We start from the raw sequence: 19008 nt of genomic DNA, 5'->3' as shown, positions 1-19008 counted from the left end.
TTACGCGCCCTCGAGGACCTGGCTGGTGGCCCACGCCACGTACTTGCCGGCGTTGGCAACCGCGTCGGCAATGTCCGGGACACCGTCCTTGCGCTGGGCTACGTCCAGCAACTGGGCAGCCGCCACGATCCCGTGCTTCGCCAGGTCTTCCGGCGTTACGGTGATCCGGCCGGCAACAGCCACCACCGGAATCCCGTGGACGCTTGCGGCATCAGCGAGAGCGATGGGCGCCTTGCCCGTAAGCGACTGCTCGTCCATGGAACCCTCGCCCGTGATCACCAAGTCAGCTTCGCCCAAGTGTTTGGCAAGCCCGGTCAGGCCGGCGACCAAGGCGAAGCCACCTTCCAGCGCGGAATCGGTGAAGGCAAGGAACGACGCCGGGAACCCGCCTGCCGCTCCGGCTCCCGGCACGTTGACGTCACGGCCGGTGGCTTCCCGAAGGAGCGACGCCCAGTTGCGTAGACCGGCGTCGAGCTTTTCCACCGCATCCTCATCGGCGCCCTTCTGCGGGCCGAAGACATGCGCGGCACCTTCCGCGCCGTACAGCGGGTTCCGGACGTCGACGGCGATGCGGAACTTCACGCCCGAAAGGCGCGGATCCAGCTCGGAGACATCGAGGGAAACGACATCGATCAGGGAGCCTCCGCCCAACGGCGCGACGTTTCCCGCGGCATCGAGGGGTTTGAGCCCCAACGCACGCAGGGCACCACTACCGCCGTCGGACATGGCAGAACCGCCAAGGCCCAAGACGATTTCGGTAGCACCAGCGTCGAGCGCCGCGGCGATCAACTGGCCGCAACCGTAACTGTGCGCGCGAAGGGAGTTCTCCGGGGTGGGTTCCATGTGGGCCAGGCCGGATGCCTGGGCGGTTTCGATGACGGCGGTGGTCCCGCCGGACTCCTTCTTGAGCGCCCAGGACGCTCCAACCGGCTTGAGGATGGGACCAACAACGGCGTTGTTCCTTTCCTCGAAGCCTGCGGCGATGGCGGCGTCGAGGGTGCCCTCGCCGCCGTCCGCCACGGGGAACTGGGTGGTTACGGCATCGGGGTAGACACGGAGGGCGCCTTCGGCCATGGCTGACGCGGCTTCGGCGGCGGTCAGGGATCCCTTGAACTTGTCAGGGGCAATGAGGATACGCATGAGATATATCATGCCAGCTAGCGTGGGAAAGCGCTTGCCGAGCGCGTAATGTTCCGTCCTCGGGCGATGGGTTCATGGGGGCTGGGGGCGTCGCTACCGTTTCCGCCAAGCGCACCCGTAACACCGGGGGCGTGTGGCGCGAACGGGTGCGCCGCCTGACCAGAAGGGGTGCGCGCGGCGTGAAGGGGTGCATGCGGCGCTAACGGTAGCCCTGCCCCAAAGAATGAGGGCGTCGCTACCGTTTCCGCCAAGCGCACCCGTAACACCGGGAGCACCCAGTGCGAACGGGTGCGCCGTCTGGCCACAAGGGTGCGCGCGGCGCGAAGGGGTGCATGCGGCGCTAACGGTAGCCCTGCCCCAAAGCATGAGGGCGTCGCTACCGTTTCCGCCAAGCGCACCCGTAACACCGGGAGCACCCAGTGCGAACGGGTGCGCCCCCTGAGCACAAGGGGTGCGCGCGGCGCGAACGGGTGCATGCGGCGCTAACGGTAGCCCTGCCCCAAAGCATGAGGGCGTCGCTACCGTTTCCGCCAAGCGCACCCGTAACACCGGGAGCACACAGCGCGAACAGGTGCGCCGCCTGAGCAGAACGGGTGCATGCGGCGCGGACAGGTGCCCTCCGTGATGCCGGGGTCAGCCGTTCAGCACCCGCACCGGCGAGCCCGCTAGCCACTCCGTCACATCCTCGTATGCTCCGCCGTAGAACTGCCGGTAGCTCTCATGCGTTACATAGCCGATGTGCGGGGAAAGCACTGTCCGCCGCGAACGCAGCAAAGCGTGTCCGGCTGGCAGCGGTTCCTCGTCGTAGACATCCAATGCAGCGCCGCGGATCCAGCCCTCGTCCAAGGCACGTATGAGCGCAGCCTCATCCACCAAGGGGCCCCGGGCGGTGTTCACGAGGAGTCCTTCCGGGCCAAGGAGCCGCAATTCGTTCGCTCCCACAATGCCCTCGGTCCGCTCCGACAAACGCACGTGGAGAGTGACGACGTCGGACTCCCGGAAGAGCTCCTCCTTGGTGACCTTGCGCGCGCCGGCCGCCGATGCGGCCTCGGCCGTGAGGTTCTGGCTCCAGGCGAGCACCTCCATGCCGAATGCCTGGGCATACCGCGCCATGCGCGAACCGATCTTTCCCAAGCCGACAATCCCGAGGGTCTTGCCTTCCAGTTCAAATCCGACGGCGGATTGCCACTCGCCTGCGCGCAACGAGTTCTCCTCTACCACCAGGTTCCGGGCGAAGGCCAGCAGCAATGCCCAGGTCATCTCGGGCGCAGCCGCCGGTGATCCGCCGGTGCCGCACACAACAACGCCCCGCTCGGAGGCGGCTTCCATGTCGATGGCAGCATTCGCCATGCCGGTGGTGACCAGGAGCTTCAGATTGACCAGTGAATCAAGGACGCGCCGCGGGAAACGCGTCCGCTCACGCATGGCCACGATGATGTCGAAGGGCGCCAAGGCGGCCACAGCCTGCTCCTCCGAAACGAAAGGTGCACTGAAAACCGTGACTTTCACGCCGTCGTCGAGCAGTGACTCCCACGGCGCGTAGTCGCCGGAGACCTGCTGGTAGTCGTCAAGGATGGCCAAACGGTACTGGGTCACGTGAATCTCCTTGGCTCGCAGGCTGGACGCGTAGGTCCAGCCTCTCACGGCGGGCTAGTCCTGGATGGCCTCGTCCAGCAACTGCCGGAACTGCTCCTCCGTGTCCAGGGTGAGTTTCTTGCCGTTGAGGAAGAACGTGGGCGTGCCTGTAACGCCAAGCGCCCGGCCGTCGGCGACATCGCGACTGATCCTGTCCTTCACCGAGGGGTCGGCGAGGGCAGCATCGTAGCGCGCCATGTCCAGGCCGAGTTGCTGTGCGTATGTCCTGAACAGCCCTGCCTGGGAGTCCGTTTTCTCACCCCACTGCGGCTGTGTTTGGAACAGCTTGGCGGCCATTTCCTGGTACTTCCCCTGTTGCGCAGCCGCTTCGACAGCGACGGCAGCCGTCCCGGAGTTACTGTGGCCAGGGAGCGGGTAATAGCGGTGGATGAACGAGATCCGGTCCCCGTACTCCTTCTTCAACTCAGCCAGCAAGGGTTCGGCGGCACGGCAGGATTCGCACTCGAAATCCAGGAACTCCACCAGCTGGGCCTTCTCGGCGGGCGGACTGGTGACGCGGTGGCTGTCGGCCCGGACGAGCTGCGCGTCCGCTGCCGCGAGCGGCTCCGGCTTGCTGGACGTGATGACGGCATAGGAGACGGCTCCGACCCCAATCACCGCTGCCAGGAGGATCCAGATGGCAAGGCGGACGCGCCGGCCCGTTACGGCCACGCTCATCGGTCAGCCGGCTTGCTGCCGAGGGTCACTGACACGTTGCTTGGCTGGTCATTGGAGCAGTCGTCACAGCAAGCGTCCGGCACGCTCTGAGCCACAACGTCTCCCTGGCGGCCGGCCGGCACCGCACAGCACACATCGCCCTTCCACGCATTGAAGCCTTCACGAACGGCGATGCCTGCGATCACCAGCGCCGCCATGGCGTCCGACCACCACCAGCCAAGCGTGCTGTTCAGCAGCAAGCCCACCAGCAGGACAGCGGACAGGTACGTGCAGAGGAGCGTCTGTTTCGAATCGGCGACGGCGGTCCGGGAACCTAATTCCCTGCCGGCGCGGCGCTGCGCCCAGGACAGCACGGGCATGATCGCGAGACTCAACGCTGCGATCACGAGTCCTGCCGTCGAGTGCTGGGCCTCCCCCGCCCCCAACAGCGATCTGGCCGCATCCACTGTGACGAAGGCAGCCAGAGCGAAGAAGGAAATGCCGATGATCCGCAGGGTCAGGTGCTCGCGCCGCTCAGGATCCTTGGCGGAAAATTGCCAGGACAACGCGAGCGCCGAGGTCACCTCAATGACGGAATCCAATCCAAAGCCCAGGAGCGCGGAGGAGTCGGCCACTCCACCGGCCCACAGTGCTGCGACGGCCTCAATGACGTTGTAAGTGATGGTGGCGGCGGCGAAGAGCCTGATCCGTCGGGTCAGGACAATGCGTCGGTCCACGCTAAGAGCAGCAAGTGTCACGCGAAGCACTCTCCGTTCGGCGCGCAGCAGGACGGGTCCACCGCCAGGACCACTCCCAGCAGGTCCCGGATGGCGTGGCCGAGCCGCGCGTCCGCGAGTTCGTAGCGGCTCCTGCGCCCGTCGGGCACGGCAACCACCAGTCCGCAGCCACGCAGGCAGGTCAGGTGGTTGGACATGCTCTGCCGCGAAACGCCCAAAGTGTCTGCCAGATCGGAAGGGTAGGCCGGCGTCTCGGACAAGGCCAGGAGGATCCGGGCACGGGTGGGGTCTGATACGGCGTACCCGAAACGGGCCAACACGGGAGCTTGCGTGAGCGTTTCCATTGCCTCAAAGTACAGCCAATCATGTATTCAGTCAAAGCTGTATTGAAAGAACCCTTGGAATCGGAACGCCGAAGATTCTAACGTTGTAAATGATGATTCTTTCCGCTTCAGAAGGAGATATCTTGACCGAGACCGCCCTCCCCAAGCCCGAACACCCCCGCCCCCAACTGGTCCGCGACACCTGGCTCAACCTCAACGGCACGTGGGGTTTCGAGATCGACGCCGGAGACTCAGGTCTGGAGCGAGGCCTCCTGACGCGTGAACTCGCCGGGGAAATTCTGGTCCCGTTTGCGCCGGAATCTGCGCTCTCCGGAGTGGAGAACGTCGATTTCATGGAGGCCGTCTGGTACCGGAAGAGCGTGGGCATTCCGCGGGATTGGGAAGGCCTCAAAGTCCTGCTGCACTTCGGAGCCGTGGACCACGACGCAACGGTATGGGTCAACGGCGTGGAAGTTGCCCGGCACAGGGGCGGATTCACTCCCTTCACCGCCGACCTCAGCGAAGTCACCGAACCCGGCGCTGCCGCCGACATCGTGGTGCGGGCACGCGATTCCCGTCACGACATGCAGGCCAGGGGCAAGCAAGCCACCTGGTACAACAACACGCATTGCCAGTACACGCGCACCACGGGCATCTGGCAGACGGTGTGGCTGGAAGCAGTTCCGGATGTCCACATCAAGCGCCTTCGCATGACCCCTGGCCTGGCCGATTCCAGCCTGACACTTGAGGTGCCCGTCTCCCGGAACCGCACAGGCCACACCGTCGAAGCCGTCCTCACCAACCCCCAATCCAAGGTGCGGATGGAGGCATCGGCGAGGGCCGACGTCGACCTTTCCCCCGCGCTTCGGTTCGAGATCCCTGAAGCGCAGCTCCGTCCGTGGTCCCACGAGGACCCGTTCCTGTATGACCTCCAGGTCACACTCAAGAACGACGTGGGGCAAACAGTGGATGAAGTCAGCAGCTATGCGGCAGTCCGTTCCATAGCCTTGGACGGCAAGGTGGTCCGCATCAATGGGAAGGCCGTGTTCCAGCGCCTGGTTCTCGATCAAGGCTATTGGCCCGGGTCCCTCATGACCGCGCCGGATGATGCCGCGCTCGTCATGGACATCGAACTGGCCAAATCTGCTGGTTTCAACGGCGCACGGCTCCACCAGAAGGTCTTCGAAGAGCGGTTCCTTTACCACGCGGACCGCTTGGGCTACTTGGTCTGGGGCGAGTTCGGCGATTGGGGTGTCTCCGGCGGTGGCACCCTTGGCCACAACCAACAGCCCACAGCAAGCTTTGTGGCGCAGTGGCTGGAAGTCCTCCAGCGCGACTACAACCACCCGAGCATCATCGGCTGGTGCCCGCTCAATGAAACCCACCAGCATCTGCATGACAGGATCACGGTGCTGGACGACGTCACCCAGGCCATGTTCCTGGCCGCCAAGCTCGCCGATCCAACGCGGCCCGTCATCGACGCCTCCGGATACTCCCACCGGGTCCGGGAGACGGACATCTACGACTCGCATTCGTATGAGCAGGACCCGGACACCTTCCGCGTGGAGCAGGCGGGCCTGGCCGGTGGCAAGCCCTTCGTAAACCGCGCGCATGATGGAGTGGAGTACTCCGTTCCCTACAACGGGCAGCCTTTCTTTGTCTCCGAGTTCGGCGGCATTTGGTGGAACGAGGCTGAGGCCCGGCAAGCGGCAGCCGCGGGCAACGACGTCGAAACGTCCTGGGGCTATGGTCAGCGCGTCGCCAGCGAGGAGGAGTTCTACGAGCGGTTCGAAGGCCTCTGCGGCGTTCTGCTGGATAACCCGGAGATGTTCGGCTACTGCTACACGCAGCTCACTGATGTATTCCAGGAAAAGAACGGGATCTTCACCTTCGATCGCTCCGCCAAACTGGACCTGTCCCGGATCAGGGCGGTACAGCAGCGCCGGGCGGCCATCGAGAGGGAGTAGCTGCGAGAGCGTCCGGCGGAAAGGGCGATTACGTGAGAGAGCGTCCGGCAGAAAGGGCGATTCCGTGAGAGAGCGTCCGGGGGAAAGGGCGATTCCGTGAGAGAGCGTCCGGCGGAAAGGGCGATTCCGTGAGAGAGCGTCCGGCAGAAAGGGCGATTCCGTGAGAAAGCGTCCGGCAGAAAGGGTGATTCCGTGAGAGAGCGTCCGGCAGAAAGGGCGATTCCGTGAGAGAGCGTCCGATCCTCTCTCACGGAATCGCCCCTTCAGGCAAACGCTCTCTCACCGGCGCGGTTTAGCGCTCCCGCGCTAAACCCACTGGCGTCGATTGATGAGGACTTCTTTGAGCAGGTCCAGCCGGTCGGAAACCAGTCCGTCCACGCCAAGGTCCAGCAAACGGTTCATCTCACCGGGTTCGTTGATGGTCCACACATGGACCTGCCGGCCCACGCGATGAGCCCGGCGGACGAAGCCCCGGGTGACTACCGGGAACCGGCCGTAGCGGGCAGGCACCTGGAAAGCGTCGACGCCGGCAAGCAGCCTGCGTGCCAACGGCGCGGGAAGGACAGGGCCAATGAAGACGAACAGCGCCGTGAGGGTGCTCCCCGCCGAAGAGGCTGTCCTCTCGCTGAGCTTCTTCAACACCGCCCTGCGACGACGCTCGGAGAAGCTCGTCACCAGCACGCGCCCGTGGATACCGTGGCGCTCGATGGCCTCCGCCAAGGGAACCACTGAATTCCAGTCCTTCACGTCCAGGTTCAACCTGGCCTGCGGGAAGGCCACAACGAGCTCATCGAACGTGGGTACCGGCTCACGCCCTCCAATACGGGCTGCGGAGACCTCGCCCGCCGTCAGCTCAGCGATACGCCCTGTGGAATCGGTCACCCGGTCCAGGGACTCATCGTGGAAGACCAACAGGACGCCGTCCTTTGTGGTGTGGACGTCCGTTTCAAGGTGGACGGTTCCCAGCTCAACGGCTGCGCGGAACGCTGCCATCGAATTTTCCAGGCCGTCCAGGGAGAAGCCCCGGTGGGCAAAGGCCAAGGGCCCAGCCGAGCCGTCTTTGCGCAGGAAGTAGGGCAGCGTCACACCCGTAGCGTAACTGACTGCTCCAGTCGGGAGAGCGTGCTCAGGACTCCTGCGGGACGATCGCCACGCCGTCGCTGACGTGCACCAGCGTCCGGCCGCGACCGCCGTCGAGCTCCACCCAAACTGCAGTGGCATCCCCCGTGACGTCGTCCACCACGCCGTGTTCCGCGAAACCGGGGGTCAGCGTGACGCTGACTCGATCGCCGCGGCGGAGTGAACGCCAATGGTGGTCCGGCTCGATGCGACGAACCGGCGCGGAAGTGAAGTCGTTGATTCGGCGCTTGGCCATGGTTGCCCCCTGGATTCCAACTGCTGGGACGCGATGCGAACGGGTCCTTGGCTGGAAGCCTATGGGCACAAGTTGAACGGCGGTTGTATGGAGTCTGGGAAGTCGGTGACGGCTGCGCGGCTGGCAAACTAAGGGAATGACTGTGTTGATTGCCGGCTGCGGCGACTTGGGAACCGAAGCCGGCCTGCGATTCGCTGCGGCGGGCCACCAGGTGTACGGGATACGGCGGTCTCCGGAGAAGCTGCCGCCGGAAATCCGCGGGGTGAAGGCTGACGTGGCCATCGACGTTCCGGAGGTGCCCGACGCCGACATCGTGGTCGTGGCCCTGGCCGCTGATGCTTCCACCGAGGAGGCTTACCGCGCCGCGTACGTGGACGGCCTGCGGAACGTGCTGGACGCCGTCGGTCGCCAACAGGTGGCGCCGAAGCGGATCATCTTCGTGTCCTCCACCGCTGTGTACAAGGATGCCGGCGGCGCGGTAGTGGACGAATCCACCCCCGCCGAGCCGGACAGGTTCAGTGGAAGGATCCTGCTGGAGGCTGAGGAATTGTTCTTCTCACGTCACCCGCACGCCACCGTGGTGCGGCTCGGCGGGATCTATGGCCCTGGACGCACGCGGTTGATCGACCAGGTCCGCTCGGGCAAGGCGGTGATTCCCGGTCAGCCGAAGCACACCAACCGCATCCACCGCGACGACGCTGCAGCCATGATCGTCCACCTCGCCACCATGTCCCCGGACCCCGGACCCGTGTATCTCGGCGTGGATGACGAGTCGGCAGAGTTGGGCGACGTTTTGCGTTTCCTCGCCGCTGAACTCCGGCTTCCGGAACCGCCCGTGGGGCCGGCGTCCGACGGCGGTGCGGGCGACAAACGCTGTTCCAACCGGCGCCTCAGGTCCACCGGTTTCCAGTTCACGTTTCCCAGCTACACAGAGGGGTACCGCGCCATCCTGGCCGGAGAAGGCGTGCGGCACCCATAAGTCTTTAGACGGTCTGCCCGGTCAGCTTCGCCTCGAGGATCTGGGCCACTCCGTCATCATCGAAATGCGGAGCCTGCTGCCCGGCCGCGAGGATGGCCTCGGGGTGCCCACTGGCCATGGCATACCCGTGGCCGGCCCAACGGAGCATCTCGATGTCATTGGGCATATCCCCGAAAGCAACCACGTCCGCAGCCTCGATCCCCAGCGACTCCGCGTACTTCGCCAACGTGACGGCCTTGTTGATGCCGGGCACCGACATTTCCAGCAGGGCAGTCCGCGGCGCCGAGTGGGTGGTGGACACCAGGTGGGAGACAGCCGGAGCCACTTCGGCCAGGAACTCATCCGGCGTGCCATTGCGGGTAATCGCCAGGAACTTCACGACGGCGTCGTCCGCAGTGAGCGTCTGGTACAGCGGTGCGGGGGTAAATTCGGCGAGCAGCTCGCTGGTTTCGTTTTCGATGAAGCCCGGCTCGAGGTGGAATCCGAAGAGCGTCTCGGCGCCGAACAAGGCATCTGGACGGATCGACTTGATGATGCGGCGTGCTTCGAGGACGGACGCCAGATCCAGGCCGGTGGACGAGATCGGCTTCTCTGTTGCAAGGTCCCACACCACGGCGCCGTTGGAACAAATGACGATCCCGCTGTGCCCCAACTGTTCCTGGAGCGGGTACAACCACCGCGGCGGCCTGCCCGTGACGAACACGAGTTCCACCCCGGCATCGCGGCAGTCCTGGAACGCCTTGATGGTCCTGGCGCTGATTTTTCCGTCATGGCCGAGGATGGTTCCGTCTATGTCACTTGCTACGAGCCGCATGATGCCAGTCTACGTGGGTGGTATCGGAGCGGGTTCGGGCGCAGGCCCTCGCGGCCCGCAGGGAGTCCGCCATAGTGTGGGTCCATGAGTGAAAAGACGAAGGAAGAGCACAGCACCAAAGGCGCATACGTTACAGGCGGAGAATTCAACCGGGACACCAACTACATCGAAGACCGCATCACTCGCAATGGAACTCCGGGACCGAACGGTGAACCCGGATGGGCCGTGGAGCCCGGACGTTACAGGCTCATCGCGGCGCGGGCGTGTCCGTGGGCCAACCGTTCCGTCATTGTCCGGCGGCTGTTGGGCCTCGAGGACGCCATCAGCCTCGGCCAGCCCGGACCTACCCACGACGCCCGGTCATGGACCTTTGACCTGGACCAGGACGGCAAGGATCCCGTCCTGGGAATCGAACGCCTGCAGGAGGCCTACTTCCAGCGCTTCCCGGACTATCCCCGCGGAATCACGGTTCCAGCCCTGGTGGATATTCCCAGTGGAGCAGTGGTCACCAACAATTACCCGCAGATCACCCTGGATTTCTCCACGGAGTGGACGGAGTTCCATCGGCCGGGTGCTCCGGAACTGTACCCGGAGCACCTTCGCGCCGAGATCGACGAGGTCAACAAGCGCGTCTTTACCGAGGTCAACAACGGCGTGTACCGCTGTGGTTTCGCAGGTTCGCAGGAGGCCTATGACGCTGCCTACTCCCGCCTCTGGACTGCCATGGACTGGCTTGAGGAACGGCTCTCAGCCCAACGGTTCCTGGTTGGCGAGACCATCACCGAGGCGGACGTCCGGCTGTTCACCACGCTGGCCCGCTTTGACGCGGTGTACCACGGCCATTTCAAGTGCAACCGGAACAAGCTCACCGAAATGCCAGCGCTCTGGGCCTACGCAAGGGACTTGTTCCAGACGCCCGGGTTCGGGGACACCATCGACTTCGTGCAGATCAAGAAGCACTACTACGTGGTCCACGAGGACATCAATCCCACACAGATCATCCCTGCCGGCCCGGACCTGTCAGGATGGCTGACTCCGCATGGCCGCGAGTCGATGGGCGGCCGGCCTTTCGGCGACGGAACACCTCCCGGACCGGTCAAGACCGGAGAGGAAGTGGCACCCGGTCACGGAGCCCACTGACGTTCTAACCGTGGTTGAGTTCAGCCCTCGACGGCGGATTGGCTCCGGGGCGTGACACCGTGACGGCCGCTGCCCTCGCTGCGTGCTGCATGATCGCAGCCAAAGTCTCGGCCGGCATGGCCCGCAATTCCTCCCTGTTCTGCGCGCCGTCCAGTCCCCGGTCCACGATCGCGGAGAGGAGCCCCGCCATGAAGGAATCCCCGGCACCCACTGTGTCCACTACATCGACCTTGGGTGCGGGAACCTCGGCCTCGCCTGCCTTGGTAATGCCCCAGGGACCTTTGACGCCGCGAGTCACCACCACCAGCGCAGGCCCCTCACTTCCACCCAAGGACAGCCAACGACGCGCCGATTCCAAAGGATCCACACCGGGATACAGCCACTCCAGGTCCTCGTCGGAGGCTTTGACGACGTCGGCCAGGACAACAAAGCGTTCGGCCTGCGTCCGCGCATATTCCTGATCGGTAATGATGGACGGGCGGCAGTTCGGATCGAAACTGATGGTACTGCTCGGATGGGCATGCTCGACGGCGGCCAGCACCTCGGCAGCTCCAGGCTCCAAGGCGGTGGCAATCGAACCCGTATGCAGCAAAGTGGCGCCCTGCAGCATGAGCGGCAACCGGGCGCTGAGTCCGGGCAATTCCCAGGCGAGATCGAAGGTGTAGGTGGCGGCGCCGTCGTCGTCGATCAGGGCGGTGGCCACGCTGGTTGGTTTGTTGTCCGGCGGAATCGGCACCATCACTGAACTGGACCGTAAGTGGGCGCCGACGGAATCGCCGTAGGCGTCCTGGCCGAACCGTCCCAGGAACTGCACGGGGTGGTCCAGCCGCGCCAGGCCCACGGCAACGTTGAGCGGGCTCCCGCCAACATGCGCTTCGATCCCGGTGGGGCGCTGGACGACGTCAACAAGGGCCTCGCCAATCACAGTCAGCATGGGATTACTCTGCCAGAGCAGACCCGCCGCGACCAGCACTCAGGAGAGGAGCCTCTGAATGAGTTCGCGGCACTTCTTGTACGCCACAGCCTTGGGGTCGATGAGATCGAAGTGGTCTCCCGGGACCCTCAAAAGCTGGGCAGCCCCGCCGGAAGCGTTGCTCGCCGCGACGTAGGCCTCCGACTGGCTGGCCGGGACGTCCTCATCTTCCATGGCGTGAACGGCATATACCGGAACATCGATGGGCAGCGATGTCATGGGGTCTGCATATTTATGCCGTTTCGGGTATCTGGCTGAGTCACCACCCATGAGGTTGCAGACCGCTCCGTTGCTGAGGTTCAGGCGCTCAGCGGCCGCCAGGTTCAGCAGACCGGACTGGCTGACCACGCCCGTCAGGTGCACGGCGTTCTCCTCCGGTCCCCGCACAAGTTGGCGGTCGGCGTCGGGATTACCCATCGACGAAAGCCGTTCGCGCCCGGCGGCCCACACTGCCAAGTGGCCACCCGCGGAGTGCCCCAAGGCCACCACTTTGCCCAACTGCAATTCGTGGTCGCCGGCAATCTCGGCCAGGTGGTCAATGCCGGCCAGGATGTCTTCGAAGGTATGGGGCCAACCACCCCCGTTGCCGGCCCTGCGGTATTCAAGGTTCCAAGCGGTAATTCCATGGGCCGCCAGGTCACGGGCCAGGGGCTCGCCCAGCTCGGCACCGTACTGTGAGCGCCAGTATCCGCCATGGATAACCACCGCCACGCCGCCGGAAATCGACGCCGGACCACGATGGTTTCCGTTGCTTGGTTCAGGTATGAAGAGTTCGCCCCACTGACTGGGGTGTTCGCCGTAGCTGTACTTGTGCCGCAACATTGCGCCCTCCTTTGTACCGAGCCTATCGCGAGGTTCCGCTGGTTTGGCTAGATGCATTTAGACGGCGGAGTGTCCGGCTTCGGTGTCGGACCTGCACCGTAAGCTGGGGGCATGGCAAGCAACTGGGACAGCCTGGATCCGGATCAGCGCAAAGCGGTAGAGGCGAACGTAGCACTCTACGAGCGGGTCCGCCCTGCCCTCAAGCGGGTTACCCGGGATGTTTTGCTGACGTTGCGGGACATGCTTAACGACGCAGAAGTGACGCCTTTGTTCGTCACCGGACGCACCAAAACCGTGGATTCGTTCCGCGAAAAGATCTCGCGCACGGATGATCCCATCGAGCCCGGCGGCCCGCGTGTCCTCAAATTTCCGGACCCCTTCCGGACCCTGAATGACATGGTGGGAATCCGCGTCATCACCAAGCTCCCTGCCGAGAATGCCGCGGTGGCCAACATCATCAAGCGCCAGCGCCAACTCTTCGACTGCCGCGGGGACCGGGAGAAGGACATCGGCTCCATCGAATCCGGAACCTACGGCTACTCCAGCCGGCACCTCATTCTGCGCACCATCCAGAACGAGACCGTGAAGGAGTACCAACAGGTCTTCAACCCTGATCTCCCGGCCAACGGCAGCTACTTCTTTGAGTGCCAGATCCGTACGGTCTTCGCCCACGCCTGGAGCGAGATCGAGCACGACATCCGCTTCAAGGCCGAGGATCCCCGTGCATGGACTCCGCACTTCGACCGGCAGTTCACAGCCACGGCCGCGATGCTGGAGACCGTGGAAAGCGCATTTGCCGATCTCCACGAGCGCTATGAAGAAGTCCGGGGCTACTGGGACCTGGAAGGCGAAGGTGGCTCGCCGCTCACTCCCAACCGCGTTCGTGACGTTTGGCGTACCCTGCTGCCCCACGTTGACCGTAAAGTAGATGATGACTGGGGATGGGCAGCCGAACTCCTCGCGGCCCACGGACTGACCAAGACCGTGGAACTTGCCGGACTGCTCAGTGCCAACCGGATCACCGAGGTCCGCAAGGCCCTGGACCACCGCTACTCCCCCGGCCCCGACCGCCTCCTGGACGACCTCCTGCTGTGGCAGTACGGAACCGAACACATTGATCTCACTGCCGAGGCACCCGACGTCGTTCCGCACCCGCGGCGCGACAGCCTCCAGCGGCGCCTTAAGCAGATTGAGCGTTACCGCCAGACTGCCCTGTAACAGGCTGCACTTTAAGGACCCATGACTCCCGAGCAACTCATGTCACTGCGGGTGACCTTCCGTTCACCCCGCCGCCTCCTGACGGAATCCCTTGCCGGACTCGTGGTTGCTTTGGCGCTCATCCCGGAGGCCATCGCGTTCTCGGTGATCGCCGGAGTGGATCCCCGCATCGGCTTGTTTGCTTCCTTCACCATGGGTGTGGTGACGGCCATTGTGGGCGGGCGTCCTGCGATGATTTCGGCGGCGACCGGCGCCGTCGCGTTGGTGATCGCTCCGGTCATGAAGGAACACGGCCTCGACTACTTGATTGCCACGATTATCCTGGCCGGAGTCTTCCAGATCATCCTCGCCGCCCTCGGTGTGACCCGGCTTATGCGGTTCATTCCTCGCTCCGTGATGATCGGCTTCGTCAACGCGCTGGCCATCCTGGTGTTCATGTCGCAGATGCCGGAGCTCTTCAACGTTCCCTGGATGGTCTATCCGATCGTTGCCGTCGGCCTGGCCATCGTGTATCTCTTGCCGCGGTTAACCAAGGCTGTTCCGGCTCCGTTGGTGGCGATTGTGCTGATCACCCTGGTCACGGTGTTGGGTGGCATCGATGTGCCCACCGTCAGCGACAAGGGCGAACTGCCCCACAGCCTGCCCGGTTTCTTCTTGCCCCATGTGCCGCTGAACCTGGAGACCTTCCAGATCATCGCGCCCTTCTCCCTCTCCATGGCGCTTGTTGGGCTGTTGGAATCCCTCATGACCGCCAAACTCGTGGACGACATCACGGATACCCGCTCCAACAAGACGCGGGTTTCCTGGGGCCAGGGTGCCGCGAATATCGTCACCGGTTTCCTGGGCGGCCTGGGCGGTTGCGCAGTGATTGGGCAGACCATGATCAACGTCAAGGGGTCTGGCGCACGGAGTCGTCTCTCGACCTTCCTGGCCGGCGTGTTCCTGCTCATCCTGGTTGTGGTGCTGGGCGACGTGGTGGGCATGATCCCCATGGCAGCCCTGGTTGCCGTCATGATCTTCGTTTCCCTGATTACCTTCGACTGGCACTCCATCCGGCCGTCCACCTTGAAGCGCCTGCCCAAGTCCGAGACCGCGGTCATGGTGCTCACTGTTGCCGCAGTGGTGGCGACGCACAACCTCGCGGTGGGTGTCGGCGTCGGGGTTTTGACGGCAAGCGTGCTGTTCGCGCGGCGGGTGGCGCACTTCGCCACGGTGGAGCGGACCGAACTGGAGCTGAACGGCGATACCGTGGCGACGTACACCGTGAACGGAGAGCTCTTCTTTGCGTCTTCCAACGATCTCTACACGCAGTTCGACTACGCGAAAGATTCCGCAGAAGGCATAGATCGCGTGGTCATCGACCTGCACGCCTCCCATCTCTGGGACGCGTCCACCATTGCCGTGCTGGATTCCGTCACCGAGAAGTACCGGAATCATGGCCGCGAGGTCGAGTTCATCGGGCTCAACGAGGCCAGCATCCGCATGCGTGAACGCCTTGCGGGCAAACTCAACTCCTAACCCATCTGAGTCGCAATAGTGCGCGTTTTGGACGTTCAAAACGCGCACTATTGCGACCCAGTTGGGTGGGGATGACGGATGTCTGACATATACGGCTCGCTGCAAGTAACGAACTCGCCCTCTCCGACCCGCGGGTGTGAGCATGGATGAATGCTTGAGGCAACGAATTCTCCCTCCGAAACCACCACGCCGGCCAACGCAGCCCTCGCCGCGGAGGCCAAGATCGCGCGCATCGCGGTCACGATCTTCCCGATCCTGGTGGTAGTTGCTGGCGTTCTTGGCTTCCTTCTTCCGGACCTGTTCAAGCCCCTCGGCGTCAGCGTTCCCTACCTCCTGGGCGTCATCATGTTCTGCATGGGCCTCACCCTGACGCCGCCGGACTTCGCTTCCGTGGCGCGCCGGCCGTGGGCTGTGGCGTTGGGAATCGTTGCGCACTACGTGATCATGCCCGGCGCCGGCTGGCTCATCGCCGTCTTGCTCCAACTGCCGCCTGAGCTCGCCGTGGGCCTGATCCTGGTGGGATGCGCTCCGTCCGGAACCGCGTCCAACGTCATGGCGTTCCTGGCCAAGGGTGACGTGGCACTGTCCGTTGCGGTTGCTTCGGTGTCCACCTTGATCGCACCACTGGTTACCCCGGCGCTCACCCTGCTCCTGGCCGGATCCTTCCTCCACATCGACGCCGGCGCCATGGTTTTGGACATCGTCAAGACCGTCTTGCTTCCCGTCATCGCCGGCCTCTTGGCCCGCCTCTTCCTGTCCAAGCTGGTGGCGAAGGTCCTTCCCGCCCTTCCGTGGGCGTCCGCCGTCGTGATTTCACTGATCGTTGCGATCGTGGTGGCCGGCAGCGCAAGCAAGATCGTCGCCGCAGGCGGAATCGTGTTCCTGGCAGTGGTGCTGCACAACGGCTTTGGGCTGGGCCTCGGCTACCTTGCAGGCAAGCTCGGCCGCCTGGACGACAAGGCCCGCCGTGCCCTGGCTTTCGAGGTTGGCATGCAGAACTCAGGCCTGGCCGCGACCCTCGCTACGGCACACTTCAGCCCACTTGCGGCATTGCCTTCTGCGGTGTTCTCCCTGTGGCACAACATCTCCGGGGCGATCGTGGCCGCGTGGCTGGCTCGTCGCCCGCTGAAGGGCTAACGCCCCTTCCACTGGGCGGGCCGCCACGACCCACATTGGCCGGACTGCCTCGGCGGCACGCCGCAGTAACCCGCGAAGTGGGAGAGAGCGGCGCTCAAAGTAGGTGGCGGCGGCACAGGCTCCCCAGCGGGGCAGGCGCAGCGCCACCCAAGTACGGCAGCAGATGGCTAGCCGAGCGTAGTACCGCGGCGGTGCAGCTTCCAAGGGCTCGCCACGCGGACACCCGCTGCGGGGGCTTTCCCGGCCAAACGATCCAGCAGCATACGCACCACCTGTTCGAAGATCGGTTCCGGGCCGACGGTGGTGAGGGGTGGATCGAAGTCCTGGCCCTCAGTCGAATTGCCCACTCCAACAATCTGGACATCTTCCGGGACCCTGAGCCCCAGGCGGTAGGCCGCGCGAATCGCCTGCAAGGCTTCCATGTCGTCGGTGCAGAAAATGGCGGTGGGCCGGTCCGGCAATTGGAGCAGCTCAAGCGCGGATTGGTAGGCAATCGGCGGCCGGTGCTGCGATGTCCGCACCAGCGATTCATCCAGACGGATTCCAGCCCTCTCGAGCCCGGCAGCGTACGCGGTGAAGCGGCTCTTGGGGCGGCCTTCAGGTTCAGCCCTGCGAATGCACCCGATCCGGCGGTGCTCTGCGGTGAGGAACTCAATGCACTCCTGCAAGCCGGCGTCCTGCTCGGGAGCCAGGACATCGAATCCATCCGGCTTCAGGCTTCCGGAAATGATCACTTGGGCCACACCGCGCCTGGCAAGCTCACTGACGGTCAGGTCCGATTCGCGAGCCTCCGGAAAGAAGCCGATGATGACACCGTCGGCGCCACCTGACATGACGAACCTCCGCCAATCGTCACCGAGCAGGATCACGGGCTGGAAGCCGTGGTCCGGGAGGATCCTCGCAGCAGCGGTGGCAAGGGCGCGGTCCCACGGCCAGTCAAGGTTTCCAATGGCAACAGCCACGACGTCCGTCTTTCCGCGGCGCATTCCGCGGGCAGCTTGGTTGGGCACGTAGCCCAAATCCTTGACGGCAGCGAGGACCCTCTCTTGTGTGGGCTGGCTGATCCGGGTGGTTCCGCCGTGCCGGCCGGAAAGGACATAGGAAACCGTGGTCAAGGAAACGTTCGCGGCGGTGGCCACATCCCGGATGGTGGGCTTGGATGCCTTGCTCACGTGCTGCTCCTGATCAACGGACGAATTTCTTGAACTCTATCCGCCCCAGCGCGGACGTCCCTTGACGCGCATTGTTGTTAGCGCTAACAATCAGAACTAAACACATCAGCAACATGGGAAGATCAGTCGATGAAGAACTGGGCAGGGAACCTCGAGTACTCCTCCGCGAATGTCTACCACCCCACCTCCGTCCAGGAGGTCCAGCAACTGGTGGCCGACGCCACCCGGATCAAGGCGCTGGGCTCGCGTCACTCCTTCAACCGCGTTGCCGATACTGAGGGCACCCACATCCTGCTGGACGCCCTCCCCCAGGACATCGCTCTCTCAGCGGACAAGACCACGGTGAAGGTGGGCGGCGGCATCAGCTACGGTGCCCTGTGCAGGGCTCTGGAAGAGAGCGGCTACGCCATCCATAACCTCGCTTCGCTGCCGCACATCTCCGTCGCGGGTGCTATCCAAACCGGGACGCACGGCAGTGGGGTCAACAACGCCTCCCTGGCTGCCGCCGTCGTGGGTATCGACCTGGTGCGCCCTTCCGGCGAACTCGTGACCCTGACCCGGGACGACGACGAATTCCTCGCCAGCGTGGTGGGACTCGGTGCCCTGGGAATTGTCACAGGACTGGAGTTGGCAATCCAGCCCAGTTTCGAGATGTGTCAGCGCGTCCTCACCAACCTGCCGTGGGACCGGGCCCTGGTTGACTTTGAGGCGATTGCGTCGAGCGCGTACAGCGTCAGTTTCTTCACGGATTACACCGGCGACGCGATCCCCCAGGTCTGGTTCAAGGCGCTCGACTCCGAGCCTGCCCTGCCGGACCTCTTCGGAGCGACCGCTGCCGCAGCAGCGCTGCATCCGTTGCCGGGGATGTCGGCCGAGAACTGCACCGTCCAACTGGATGAGCCGGGTAAGTGGCTGGACCGGCTTCCGCACTTCCGGCACGAGTTCACCCCGAGCAACGGCGAAGAGTTGCAGAGCGAGTTCATCCTGCCGCTGCGTGAAGCTCCAGCCGCACTCGAGGCGGTCCGCGCTCTCTCCGGGAAGCTCGCGCCGCTGCTCTTCATCTCGGAAATCCGCACGATCGCCGCCGACGAGTTCTGGCTTAGCCCGTTCCACCGGCAGCAAAGCGTGGCACTGCACTTCACATGGAAGCCCCTCCAGGCCGAGGTGGAAGTGGTGCTGCCCGAACTCGAATCGGCGTTGGCACCCTTCGGATCGCGGCCACACTGGGGAAAGCTCTTCACGCCGGGCTTGTACGACTTCGCTGCCCTCTACCCGCGTTTTGACGACTTCCGGGCCCTCGTCCACGCCAACGACCCTTCCGGCAAGTTCCGGAACGGGCTGCTGGACAGCGTCCTCGGCGTTCCTGCCCCGGCAGGCAACTAACGCACGACGGCGGTCCCG

At 64.2% G+C, this 19008-nt stretch carries 18 protein-coding genes; 7 read left to right on the top strand and 11 right to left on the bottom strand.

From position 1 onward, the window contains the following. From ACIQT2_RS19855 to ACIQT2_RS19835, 5 genes are all read right to left on the bottom strand, one after another. Entirely contained in the window at nucleotides 1-1140 is a 1140-nt protein-coding gene (locus tag ACIQT2_RS19855; RefSeq protein ID WP_402949900.1) for a glycerate kinase, read from the bottom strand. Nucleotides 1141-1773: 633 nt separating this feature from the next. Next, nucleotides 1774-2736: a D-2-hydroxyacid dehydrogenase family protein gene (locus ACIQT2_RS19850; protein ID WP_402949897.1), complete on the bottom strand. Its 963-nt coding sequence runs from the start codon at nucleotides 2734-2736 to the stop codon at nucleotides 1774-1776. 54 nt (nucleotides 2737-2790) lie between these two features. Then, complete coding sequence (locus ACIQT2_RS19845; protein ID WP_402949894.1) at nucleotides 2791-3453, bottom strand: DsbA family protein; 663 nt, start codon at nucleotides 3451-3453, stop codon at nucleotides 2791-2793. Next, nucleotides 3450-4190 (bottom strand): cation diffusion facilitator family transporter, encoded by a 741-nt coding sequence (locus ACIQT2_RS19840; protein ID WP_402949891.1) that lies wholly within the window; start codon nucleotides 4188-4190, stop codon nucleotides 3450-3452. Before ACIQT2_RS19840 ends, ACIQT2_RS19845 begins: the two co-directional genes overlap by 4 nt. Further along, nucleotides 4187-4513 (bottom strand): ArsR/SmtB family transcription factor, encoded by a 327-nt coding sequence (locus ACIQT2_RS19835; RefSeq protein ID WP_402949888.1) that lies wholly within the window; start codon nucleotides 4511-4513, stop codon nucleotides 4187-4189. The genes ACIQT2_RS19840 and ACIQT2_RS19835 overlap by 4 nt, the downstream gene beginning before the upstream one ends. 92 nt (nucleotides 4514-4605) lie before the next feature. Between ACIQT2_RS19835 and ACIQT2_RS19830 the strand changes: the two genes are divergently transcribed. Next, nucleotides 4606-6459: a glycoside hydrolase family 2 protein gene (locus ACIQT2_RS19830; protein WP_402950012.1), complete on the top strand. Its 1854-nt coding sequence runs from the start codon at nucleotides 4606-4608 to the stop codon at nucleotides 6457-6459. Between the two features lie 306 nt (nucleotides 6460-6765). On the opposite strand, the gene ACIQT2_RS19825 is transcribed toward ACIQT2_RS19830, so the two are convergent. Together ACIQT2_RS19825 and ACIQT2_RS19820 are read right to left on the bottom strand one after the other, a co-directional pair. After that, entirely contained in the window at nucleotides 6766-7545 is a 780-nt protein-coding gene (locus ACIQT2_RS19825) for a glycerophosphodiester phosphodiesterase (protein WP_402949886.1), read from the bottom strand. 40 nt (nucleotides 7546-7585) lie between these two features. Beyond that, nucleotides 7586-7834, bottom strand: a complete 249-nt coding sequence (locus ACIQT2_RS19820) for a hypothetical protein (RefSeq protein WP_402949884.1) — start codon at nucleotides 7832-7834, stop codon at nucleotides 7586-7588. Nucleotides 7835-7970: 136 nt separating this feature from the next. On the opposite strand from ACIQT2_RS19820, the gene ACIQT2_RS19815 reads away from it, so the two are divergent. Then, nucleotides 7971-8813: an SDR family oxidoreductase gene (locus ACIQT2_RS19815; protein ID WP_402949881.1), complete on the top strand. Its 843-nt coding sequence runs from the start codon at nucleotides 7971-7973 to the stop codon at nucleotides 8811-8813. Between the two features lie 4 nt (nucleotides 8814-8817). Here ACIQT2_RS19815 and ACIQT2_RS19810 read toward each other — a convergent pair whose 3' ends face one another. Next, nucleotides 8818-9627, bottom strand: coding sequence for an HAD family hydrolase (locus ACIQT2_RS19810; RefSeq protein WP_402949878.1), 810 nt, complete (start codon nucleotides 9625-9627; stop codon nucleotides 8818-8820). Nucleotides 9628-9711: 84 nt separating this feature from the next. On the opposite strand from ACIQT2_RS19810, the gene ACIQT2_RS19805 reads away from it, so the two are divergent. Further along, entirely contained in the window at nucleotides 9712-10767 is a 1056-nt protein-coding gene (locus tag ACIQT2_RS19805) for a glutathione S-transferase family protein (protein WP_402949875.1), read from the top strand. Between the two features lie 4 nt (nucleotides 10768-10771). On the opposite strand, the gene ACIQT2_RS19800 is transcribed toward ACIQT2_RS19805, so the two are convergent. Together ACIQT2_RS19800 and ACIQT2_RS19795 are read right to left on the bottom strand one after the other, a co-directional pair. Beyond that, a complete protein-coding gene (locus tag ACIQT2_RS19800) occupies nucleotides 10772-11701 on the bottom strand; it encodes a carbohydrate kinase (protein ID WP_402949872.1) in 930 nt (309 codons plus the stop codon). Between the two features lie 39 nt (nucleotides 11702-11740). Next, nucleotides 11741-12562: an alpha/beta hydrolase gene (locus tag ACIQT2_RS19795; RefSeq protein WP_402949869.1), complete on the bottom strand. Its 822-nt coding sequence runs from the start codon at nucleotides 12560-12562 to the stop codon at nucleotides 11741-11743. Between the two features lie 111 nt (nucleotides 12563-12673). On the opposite strand from ACIQT2_RS19795, the gene ACIQT2_RS19790 reads away from it, so the two are divergent. From ACIQT2_RS19790 to ACIQT2_RS19780, 3 genes are all read left to right on the top strand, one after another. Continuing rightward, the gene (locus tag ACIQT2_RS19790) at nucleotides 12674-13780 is read left to right on the top strand and encodes a GTP pyrophosphokinase family protein (protein ID WP_400334817.1); all 1107 of its coding nucleotides are present in this window, start codon (nucleotides 12674-12676) and stop codon (nucleotides 13778-13780) included. 21 nt (nucleotides 13781-13801) lie between these two features. Beyond that, nucleotides 13802-15298 carry a SulP family inorganic anion transporter gene (locus ACIQT2_RS19785; RefSeq protein ID WP_402949865.1) on the top strand — a complete coding sequence of 499 codons (1497 nt, stop codon included), beginning with the start codon at nucleotides 13802-13804 and terminating at the stop codon, nucleotides 15296-15298. A 150-nt stretch (nucleotides 15299-15448) separates the two neighbouring features. Continuing rightward, the gene (locus tag ACIQT2_RS19780) at nucleotides 15449-16435 is read left to right on the top strand and encodes a bile acid:sodium symporter family protein (RefSeq protein WP_400334821.1); all 987 of its coding nucleotides are present in this window, start codon (nucleotides 15449-15451) and stop codon (nucleotides 16433-16435) included. 167 nt (nucleotides 16436-16602) lie between these two features. On the opposite strand, the gene ACIQT2_RS19775 is transcribed toward ACIQT2_RS19780, so the two are convergent. Continuing rightward, nucleotides 16603-17607 (bottom strand): LacI family DNA-binding transcriptional regulator, encoded by a 1005-nt coding sequence (locus ACIQT2_RS19775; protein WP_402949862.1) that lies wholly within the window; start codon nucleotides 17605-17607, stop codon nucleotides 16603-16605. A gap of 129 nt (nucleotides 17608-17736) precedes the next feature. Here ACIQT2_RS19775 and ACIQT2_RS19770 point away from each other — a divergent pair, with 129 nt between their 5' ends. Continuing rightward, nucleotides 17737-18990, top strand: coding sequence for an FAD-binding protein (locus ACIQT2_RS19770; RefSeq protein ID WP_402949859.1), 1254 nt, complete (start codon nucleotides 17737-17739; stop codon nucleotides 18988-18990). Nucleotides 18991-19008: the final 18 nt, after the last annotated feature.

It is taken from the genome of Paenarthrobacter sp. NPDC090522 (assembly GCF_044769225.1).
GTDB lineage: Bacteria > Actinomycetota > Actinomycetes > Actinomycetales > Micrococcaceae > Arthrobacter.
Note: the sequence above shows the minus strand (reverse complement) of the source record. Positions and strands in the feature narration are given on the sequence as shown.

Bases quoted from the DNA above. Each gene is read 5' to 3' on its own strand.
- ACIQT2_RS19855 (WP_402949900.1), bottom strand. From the start codon at position 1,140: ATGCGTATCCTCATTGCCCCTGACAAGTTCAAGGGATCCCTGACCGCC.
- ACIQT2_RS19845 (WP_402949894.1), bottom strand. From the start codon at position 3,453: ATGAGCGTGGCCGTAACGGGCCGGCGCGTCCGCCTTGCCATCTGGATC.
- ACIQT2_RS19835 (WP_402949888.1), bottom strand. From the start codon at position 4,513: ATGGAAACGCTCACGCAAGCTCCCGTGTTGGCCCGTTTCGGGTACGCC.
- ACIQT2_RS19830 (WP_402950012.1), top strand. From the start codon at position 4,606: ATGATTCTTTCCGCTTCAGAAGGAGATATCTTGACCGAGACCGCCCTC.
- ACIQT2_RS19820 (WP_402949884.1), bottom strand. From the start codon at position 7,834: ATGGCCAAGCGCCGAATCAACGACTTCACTTCCGCGCCGGTTCGTCGC.
- ACIQT2_RS19815 (WP_402949881.1), top strand. From the start codon at position 7,971: ATGACTGTGTTGATTGCCGGCTGCGGCGACTTGGGAACCGAAGCCGGC.
- ACIQT2_RS19810 (WP_402949878.1), bottom strand. From the start codon at position 9,627: ATGCGGCTCGTAGCAAGTGACATAGACGGAACCATCCTCGGCCATGAC.
- ACIQT2_RS19805 (WP_402949875.1), top strand. From the start codon at position 9,712: ATGAGTGAAAAGACGAAGGAAGAGCACAGCACCAAAGGCGCATACGTT.
- ACIQT2_RS19800 (WP_402949872.1), bottom strand. From the start codon at position 11,701: ATGCTGACTGTGATTGGCGAGGCCCTTGTTGACGTCGTCCAGCGCCCC.
- ACIQT2_RS19795 (WP_402949869.1), bottom strand. From the start codon at position 12,562: ATGTTGCGGCACAAGTACAGCTACGGCGAACACCCCAGTCAGTGGGGC.
- ACIQT2_RS19790 (WP_400334817.1), top strand. From the start codon at position 12,674: ATGGCAAGCAACTGGGACAGCCTGGATCCGGATCAGCGCAAAGCGGTA.
- ACIQT2_RS19785 (WP_402949865.1), top strand. From the start codon at position 13,802: ATGACTCCCGAGCAACTCATGTCACTGCGGGTGACCTTCCGTTCACCC.
- ACIQT2_RS19780 (WP_400334821.1), top strand. From the start codon at position 15,449: ATGCTTGAGGCAACGAATTCTCCCTCCGAAACCACCACGCCGGCCAAC.
- ACIQT2_RS19770 (WP_402949859.1), top strand. From the start codon at position 17,737: ATGAAGAACTGGGCAGGGAACCTCGAGTACTCCTCCGCGAATGTCTAC.